Here is a 6,018-nt window from a genome sequence, read left to right on the forward strand (position 1 = left end):
AGGCCGACGGCTTCTTTTCCGAGATCATCAGCTGGAAGCTGCGCCTCTTCTGTCCGACGGATTCCGGCGGTGTGAAAGTGCTCGATCACCTGCTTGCACGCTTCCCCATCCAGGGTCTACATGCACGCAAAGGTTGTTAATCGTGTGTGCCATGTCATTGGAAACAGAAGATCTGTTGCGAGACCTCTCGCAAAACGCTGAAAGCGTCTGCCGCCATTATCTTCCCGCCGGGAGGCGGGAAGGCTCCTACTGGATGGTCGGCGATCTGCAAAACAATCCGGGCCGCTCGCTGTTCGTCAGGCTGACCGGTCCCACCTCGGGGCCGGGAGCTCGGGGCAAATGGACCGATTCAGCCACGTTGGAATTCGGCGATCTCCTCGACATCATCCGCGAACGCACGGGGATCACCCGCTTTCCGGATCTTCTGGCTGAGGCCCGGGTGCATCTTGGCCGTCCGCAGCCTGTTCTTCCGGATGCCAATTCCCCGCGCAGCCGAAAATCCCCTTCCGGAACGCCAGAAGCTGCATCGCGCTTGTTTGCGGCCTCGGTATCTTTGACAGGCTCTCTGGCAGAAACGTACCTGCGATCCCGGGGCATCACCCAAACGGTGCCGAGCGGAACCCTGCGCTTCCACCCGAAGTGCTGGCATCGGGATGAGGGTCAGACCAAGTCTGTTCCCAGACCTGCACTGATCGCCGCGGTCACCGATGGGGCAGGGGCCTTGCAGGGCGTGCATCGTACTTGGTTGGCACCTGACGGACAGGACAAGGCGGCTGTCGACACGCCACGTCGGGCTATGGGTCACCTCCTCGGCAATGCCGTCAGGATCGCTCCTGCAGATCAAACCCTCGTGCTGGGGGAAGGCATCGAGACCATGCTGTCCGTTCGCGAGGCGGCACCTTCTTTGCCCGTCTGGGCGGCGCTCTCGTCGGGTCACCTCGGGGCTGTCCTGTTGCCGGATGGATTGCAGCGCCTCTACATCGCCATCGACCGCGATCCGGCGGGGCAGCGTGCGGCGGAAAGGTTGACCGCCAGAGCAACTGAGGCCGGGATGTCCGTACGGGTGCTCGAGCCACGTCTTGGGGATTTCAACGATGATCTCCGTGCCCACGGCGTTGAGGCAATACGCCAACATCTGGCAAAACAGATCGACCTCGAGGATCAGCATCGGCTGACGATCTGAACTCTCGAAGCGCAAAGGCAGTCAGGGAGCGGGGCAGGGGTCAAGCATCGCTTGAGGAACCGGGTCGCGTCTTTTCCCTCTTCCCGGCCGTCGAACCCACCCGACACCCGCACGTCCTTCAAGAGTTGGGCAGGCGGCCGTCAAAGCGGCCGCCCCTTCAAGGACGGGGGGCAACTGATTTCCGCCGCGGGGGACGAGCCCCCGCTTTGCATCGCGAGGCAAATCAGCCGCCCCCCGTCCTCCTCCACATGCGTTCCGGCCCCGAAGGCGGGGTGAAGGGGCGTCCCCAGTGACAGCTTTCGCAGCCCATGAAGGCCGCGCGGGATGTCGCGCGGGCCCGAGCAGCCGGAGGCAAAAGACCATGACGACCCAATTCCAGAGCGAGGATTTCGACCGCAGCCCCGCCCTTTCCCAGACCGCCTGGGCGCTCCAGGAGCTGCAGCTCTACGGCACCCGTGCCTTCCAGGACGAGGTCGATCTGCGCCCGATGCCTGAGCCTGAGCGCCTCATCGACGCGGTCAGCGATATCTTCGATGCCCTCGTCGCAACCCTTGGCGACACCCGGATGGAACCGGACCTCGAAGAATTGCTCTGGGGCCAGGTCAACCTCTTCCACCGCGCCGCCGCCCGCACCGAGCGCCTGCTCGACGACAACGAGGTGGCGCAACACCGCCTGCAGCGTGAACAGGACGGTTCCGAGGTGAAATCGACCGAGCTTGAGCGCCTGACGGCCGAAGGCACCAGCCTTGTCGAACGGCGGCATTGTCTGGAAGCCTTCCGCGACCGCAGCGCTGAGGCGTTCGAGCTGCACACCGGCTCAACCTGGCGGCCCCGCTCTGGCTCGATGGTGAACCACAAGCACCTGACCGCAGCGTTGATCGACAGCCGCGATTTCCTGGCCGCCAAGCGCCGCTCGGAAACCGAAGTGATGGTCCCCCAAGGCACCAAGATCGCCCTCACCGGCGGGACCGACTTCAACGATCATCGCTTGATCTGGGGCAAGCTGGATCAGGTCCAGGCCAAATATCCCGACATGATCCTTCTCCATGGTGGCAGCCCCAAGGGTGCCGAACTCATCGCCGCCAAATGGGCCGAGGCCCGCAAGGTCACCCAGGTCGCCTTCAAGCCCGATTGGACCAAACACGCCAAGGCCGCACCCTTTAAGCGCAACGACGCCATGCTGGACGTGCTGCCAGTCGGCGTCCTCGTCTTCCCGGGCAATGGCATCCAGGAAAACCTCGCCGACAAGGCTTCGAGGCTCGGCATCCCGGTCCTGAAGTTCGAGAAGGGGGCGTAAGCCCCCTTAACCGCATTTTCGGCCTATTTCGGCCATTCGCGCACGGATCAGCACCGCGGCGCAACTTCCCTAAACCCGCCACTCGTACCGGGAAGGCGATGCCTTCGAGGCGAACGTGAACCTGAGCTTGAACACCGGTGGCGTGATTGTCGTGCCGAACAGAATGACGAAGGAGGAGTTCATGGAGGCACAGCGACAGGCAGGGCACTATGACAGCCCGATCCGGCCCGACGCGGTTTAACGCATCCCCGGCCAGCGCACCATTGAGGCGGTTCTAGACCCTGAGACAAAGCGCGGCGATTGATGCCCGAGAACAGCTATTCGGGTTGTTGAGTCACGGTCGCAGCAATCCTCTCTAAGGCTTCGAGGATAGCCTGATCACGCGCGCGTTGTTGCCGAAGCAATTGTTCGATTGTCTGTAGCAGTGCGGAGTTTGTATCGCCGGTCGATTTAACCGCTTCCGCCACGGTGGCGGAAACGCTCTCTATTGCGGCTTGAGAACTGCCCACGTCGTTTCCCAGCGCCGTCTGAAGTTCGTCAATCTCTCCTCGGATGGTTGTAAGTGCCGCGTCCATGGCCGCCGAATCCTGCGGCACCCGCCAATACTCGGTGTAGGCGATTTGCGCGACCGAGAAGACAATAGCGAAGATGCCAACGAGGATGGCCTTGTTCGCGGCTTTGCTGTTCTTCTCGGCCTCATTGGAAAAATTCTCTAGGAACTCTGCCGACGCGACCTGTAAGCCATTCATGATCCTGAGAGCGTTTTCCCCGAAGCCGACGAGGTTTTCGAGCCTTTCGGCCATGTCGCCCAGACGCTCGTTGGTCTCATGGATTGGGTTCGGCGGAAGATCGATTGGTTCGAGCATCGCGGGCGAGGGACCCCAGATACCCGATCTTGTCCCGTAAAGGCTCTCAAGTCCCTCGCTTTGCTTGAGGAGATCTTCGCTGACGCTCCTTATGCCGAGGTTCTTGCTGCCGAGAAGTCCCCCAAGCGAGCCCTTTAGGCTTGCGAACATTTCCCCCAACCTAGCGCTCTGCTTCTTGTTTTCTGCGACTAGGACGCTGAGCAAGTAATCCGCATCTGACTGCCCATCGCTTCTCTCAATTTCCGGGTCAGGTTCGAACGATTTGTCGTTCTCAAGAAATTCACGTGAGAATCTGATTACGTCATCCTCGGTGAATGCGGCTAGCTCGGCTTCTGTCGGCTCGCTTGACTTTTCGCCGCCCTCTTGATCTTCAACACGGCTCTTGAGCATCACGCCCATGATCGCCCGGATCGCTTCTATTGCGCTTGGCGCCTCTTTTTCTATCTGCTTCTCAATGATGCTGGCGGCTTTGACGGAATAGAAATATACGTCCCAGTCTCCGGCGGTTTCTGAATGAAATACCCACTGGGGCTGGATGAGTTTTGACAAGTCCATTCGTCTACCTTGCCCCTTGGGTTCTGAAAGTGCACGCTGCCGCTCCACAGCCTACTTCGATTTTTTGGTTTGAAAAGCTACGATTATCGCTCTGCCGCCGCAACGGCTCGCGCTAAAGTTGCGCATCCCGGGACGATGGCGACCCTGACAGCTCTGGGGCAGCGCGTCGGCCCCCAAACATGAGAAGACCGACCGATGACTGCGAAGCTCGCCTCTGACGACACGTCCCCGACCTTTCCTGTCACCGGGACGCTCTAAGGACTGCCGGAACCGGCCGAGGCCGTCGCTACTGCGACTCTCCTCGAAGAGAAGCACCGTGCCCTGATCGCCCGGCTTGAGGCCGCGTCGTGAACCGCGGCTATCGCCGATTGCGGCGCCCGCAATGCCGCGACATCAGGGGCCGCTCACCGCCCATAGTTCACCTCGCAATGATCCTTTGTTCATTCGGGTCATATCGGAATTCGTGTAGGCGCCTTTCGTCGATTAGTTTTGCGGCTTGCCCAACATGCTCTGGAAGAACGTAAAACCATTCGCGCGGGTGAATTTTCTTGCCGAGGCGGTCCGTAACGCTGAGTTCTGCGGGTCTCGCTACTTCGAAAAACCGGTGCAGCAAGTTTTCAACTTTAGAACGCGACAGGTTCTTCAGTTCGTATGTCGCCACAACTTCCACCGGGGCCATCAGAAAGGTTGCGTCGTTGCGGGCGTCCGCGATGCGACGGCCCACTTGCTGAGAGGTGACTCCGATTTTGTGCAGTATCATCCGGTTCTCGGCAATCTCCGGAACGGACGATAAGCTGCGGGCAACATAGATTGTTCCGGAGAGTTCCAGCTGGTCCGCTTCCCACTCTGGATCGAGCGGGCCGAGGCCCGTGCGCTGGATAATTCGGGAGGTTTTGTCATCGTTCAGGGATTTGCGGAAAGACGACATCAAGGGGTCGCTCTCCTGCCCGTTCGAAAAAACCACGCGAAGACGATGGTCTCGATCTCCACCGCGGCTGCTCATTTCCGTCTTTTCGGCGATATAGGCTAGCAGGCCATTTCTTATGAAGAAATCGCCTTCCAGAGGCTCGATCACAGCGTATTTTTCGACAACGGTCGCTTTCCGCTCGCCGGCGTCCAGCATGCGTTGCATGTCTTGGAAGAACGTCTCGAACAGATGGAAATCTGGACAAGGCCGGAAATCGGCTCGATGGTCTGGCAAGTGCCGCTCGGACGCGGCGGTGACGTGGCGCAGGCCAATCAGATCCGGTGATATAGCCAAGGCGTCATCGCCAAAAATGTCATCCAGATCACCCGGAACCTCATCGTCGAGCGGATCATCGCGCCAGCTGCGTTGCTGGGCAGGAACTAACTCCAGGACATGGTCAGGAGTCGTCGTTTCTTGCACCATCCTGACTCGGATTGTGCCTAGACGCATTTCCTCATGGTCCAGCGCCTCGGGGTCTGGAAGGCGACCGTGCCTAATCCGGAACGCCTCGATCTCACGATTTATCGTCGCGGGGTCTACCCCGGCTTTTGCGCCGAAGGCAGACAGTTTCACATCAAGCAGTCCGAACTCGTCGGGCTCAGCAAAAATATCATCGAGGGTAGGCCGTGTCATTGCAGGCTTGCCTCGCGCAGCTTTTGGGCTTTCTTGAATTTCAGCCATGCCAACGCTTCGGCCATCCGCTTTTCCAAAGCGTCGGCGGCATGCACGTTGGGTTCGCGGCCTTCCTGTGCGCGAAAGCGCTTGATCCGGGGCCAAAGGGTTCGGGCCTCATCCTCTGTCATCTGAATACGCTGAGCGACCATCGCTGACTGAACATGGGCTAGGAGGTCTGAGTCCAAGGATTTTGATGCAACCTCAAACCGTTCGCGAAAGGCGTTGACGCTGTCGATCAGGTCGATGTCCAATTCCCGGACGTTGATGAAGCGGCGCACCAAAGCCAGCAGGCTATTTGGTGCGCTTCCAAGATCGTCATCCTCTGAATCAGATGGGTTGGCAGCAGCCAGTGTGTCGACCGTACCGCCAAAGGCGGCTTGCTGTTCACTAAATCCGCGCTCTTCTTCACGGCGTGCCAAGGTCAGGATGTTCATTCTGGCAGCCAGATCTTGCCGGACGGCTTCGGTTTCTTCGG

General features: G+C 59.8%; 4 protein-coding genes and 1 pseudogene. 2 read left to right on the top strand and 3 right to left on the bottom strand.

What is annotated here, in order from left to right:
* The first annotated feature begins 151 nt into the window (after window positions 1-151).
* Window positions 152-1,183 carry a DUF7146 domain-containing protein gene (locus D2N39_RS22155; RefSeq protein ID WP_119136888.1) on the top strand — a complete coding sequence of 344 codons (1,032 nt, stop codon included), beginning with the start codon at window positions 152-154 and terminating at the stop codon, window positions 1,181-1,183.
* A gap of 361 nt (window positions 1,184-1,544) precedes the next feature.
* Window positions 1,545-2,480: a DUF2493 domain-containing protein gene (locus D2N39_RS22160; protein WP_119136889.1), complete on the top strand. Its 936-nt coding sequence runs from the start codon at window positions 1,545-1,547 to the stop codon at window positions 2,478-2,480.
* Window positions 2,481-2,797: 317 nt separating this feature from the next.
* Here D2N39_RS22160 and D2N39_RS22165 read toward each other — a convergent pair whose 3' ends face one another.
* From D2N39_RS22165 to D2N39_RS22175, 3 genes and pseudogenes are all read right to left on the bottom strand, one after another.
* Window positions 2,798-3,901, bottom strand: a complete 1,104-nt coding sequence (locus tag D2N39_RS22165; protein WP_119136890.1) for a hypothetical protein — start codon at window positions 3,899-3,901, stop codon at window positions 2,798-2,800.
* A 418-nt stretch (window positions 3,902-4,319) separates the two neighbouring features.
* On the bottom strand, window positions 4,320-5,549 hold the full coding sequence (locus D2N39_RS22170; protein ID WP_199725342.1) for a GIY-YIG nuclease family protein: 1,230 nt from the start codon (window positions 5,547-5,549) through the stop codon (window positions 4,320-4,322).
* A pseudogene (locus D2N39_RS22175) lies at window positions 5,498-6,018 on the bottom strand (hypothetical protein); the annotation flags it as partial. The gene D2N39_RS22170 and the pseudogene D2N39_RS22175, both read right to left, overlap by 52 nt.

The sequence above is a fragment of the Gemmobacter lutimaris genome (genome assembly GCF_003570715.1).
Lineage (GTDB): Bacteria > Pseudomonadota > Alphaproteobacteria > Rhodobacterales > Rhodobacteraceae > Gemmobacter > Gemmobacter lutimaris.

Coding starts and splice junctions, on each gene's coding strand:
- D2N39_RS22155 (WP_119136888.1), top strand. CDS start 152: ATGTCATTGGAAACAGAAGATCTGTTGCGAGACCTCTCGCAAAACGCT.
- D2N39_RS22160 (WP_119136889.1), top strand. CDS start 1,545: ATGACGACCCAATTCCAGAGCGAGGATTTCGACCGCAGCCCCGCCCTT.
- D2N39_RS22165 (WP_119136890.1), bottom strand. CDS start 3,901: ATGGACTTGTCAAAACTCATCCAGCCCCAGTGGGTATTTCATTCAGAA.
- D2N39_RS22170 (WP_199725342.1), bottom strand. CDS start 5,549: ATGGCTGAAATTCAAGAAAGCCCAAAAGCTGCGCGAGGCAAGCCTGCA.